Annotated in this window: 1 protein-coding gene; it reads right to left on the bottom strand. The window is 61.6% G+C overall.

Annotation, left to right across the window (positions count from 1 at the left end; genetic code table 11):
- Positions 1–210: 210 nt before the first annotated feature.
- Positions 211–1,128 carry a phosphotransferase gene (locus ACL03I_RS39270; protein WP_412808636.1) on the bottom strand — a complete coding sequence of 306 codons (918 nt, stop codon included), beginning with the start codon at positions 1,126–1,128 and terminating at the stop codon, positions 211–213.
- Between the last annotated feature and the right edge of the window lie 582 nt (positions 1,129–1,710).

Here is a 1,710-nt window from a genome sequence, read left to right as displayed (position 1 = left end):
CCTCGATATGGTCTCGGAGGGCTTGCACTTGGCCGAGCTTTAGTGAGCCTTCGAATGCGGTGCGCTGTACGTGGTGGGGAAGCGACAGCAGATTCTGAAATGGCAGTAACATCGATCCCTTACGCCCCCGGCCAACTGCCATGTCAGCTCTGCGCTGACGTAGCGGGGTCCCGTCAGCTGCTCGACCGGCGGCGCGGTAGGTGGGCGAGGTCAGCTGCCTTGTGTTCGGTACTGGCTCCACTGTGTCGCTCGGTTGCCTGCGCGGATGTCGTCTAGTCGTTGGCGTAGTCGCTGGGCGTATTCGGGTGAACTCGTAGCGCGGCGGAGGGGGCCGGTTAGTTGTACGAGGTCTCGCATGTCCAGTAGCAAGTCGTAGCCGGACCAGGCGGACAGGTCGTAGCCGTATTCGTCGATGAAGTTGCGGACCCAGGTGTGGTCGCGTCCGTAGCGGACCGAAGCGTGCCATGTGGGGATCAAGTCGACTTCGCGGGGGCCGATGCTTACCCAGTCCCAGTCGCCGAGGATTGCCGTCTTGGGATCGGCTCGGTTGTCCCACAGTAGGTTTCCTGCCCATGCATCGCCGTGGATGAGCCCGAGTCCGAGGGGCCAGTCGAGCTCACTGAGCTCTTTGCGGATCTCGTCGATGCGTTCGAGGAGCCAGGATTGTTCGTCGTGTGTGATCGAGTCGGACGCATGCTTTTCCAGTAGTGCCCCGCGCAGCGACTCCAGGGGCGTCCATGTCGACAATTCCAAGGCCGGCGGTGCGGGGAGGTCATGCAGGGTGCGCAGCAGCCGCCCGAGTTCTGTGGAGGTCGGCGCCGGGGTGTCGTCTGTCTGTGGGTAGTAGGTCCAGAATCCGATGGTGTGTCCGGCGACCTCGATCGGTTCCACCCCAGGAAGGGGGGCTGTGGCATCGAAATTGTGTTCGGTGGTCAGCCATTGTGTTACGGCGTATGTGCGGATCTGTCGGTCTGGATCCGCCTCTGTCCGGCTGACCCGTGCGACTGCGTCATGGCGTGGGAGCACGTAGACGGCGTTGCTCGAATGGTGAATGAGGACTGCGTCTGTCGGGTCCAGCCCACGAGCTTCGCATCCTTGGCGCAGCACGGTATCGATCGTTGATGACATGTTTCAGCCTTATCCCACTAACGCAATCGATGCCTGGAACTCGTGTTCGACCTTGCTCATCTCCTGCTGCCGCATCAGCACCGGATCGGGTTCGCCCGACAGATGCGGCGAGTGGTCTGGCGTGGTGCATCGGATGCCTGAGCTGTTCTCGCCACCGGTGAGTGCTTGAACACAACCGAATTCGGTGACCTTGGAATATCGGTCGATGCATCTTTCTACGCGACGATCCTATATCGAGCCCCACCTGGCTGGTTCCCGCTCACGCCGACGCGAATGGTCAGAAGACTTCACCGAATGCTTGGGTCGGCATGGATCCTTCAGGCGATGGCGCGAGGGGGTGGACCTCACCAGTGAGTGCGGCTACGGCTTGAGCGACTTCTTCGAGGGATGCTCGGACGTAGGTGAGTGTGGTGCCGTCTTGGCCGCTGGGTTCGGCGTGGGCCGCGAATGCGCGTGCTGGGGCGTATCCGAAATTGCGTTCGACCCAGGTGAGTGTGGTGTGTCGGAGCCAGTGAGTTGTGATTTGCTGCGTAGCGACCCAGGGTAGGTGGCGTCCGATTCTGTCCCAGATGTGGTCGTAGC

The sequence above is a fragment of the Nocardia sichangensis genome (genome assembly GCF_047200615.1).
GTDB classification, from domain to species: Bacteria; Actinomycetota; Actinomycetes; order Mycobacteriales; family Mycobacteriaceae; genus Nocardia; species Nocardia sichangensis.
This window is presented reverse-complemented; position numbering and strand designations above follow the sequence as displayed.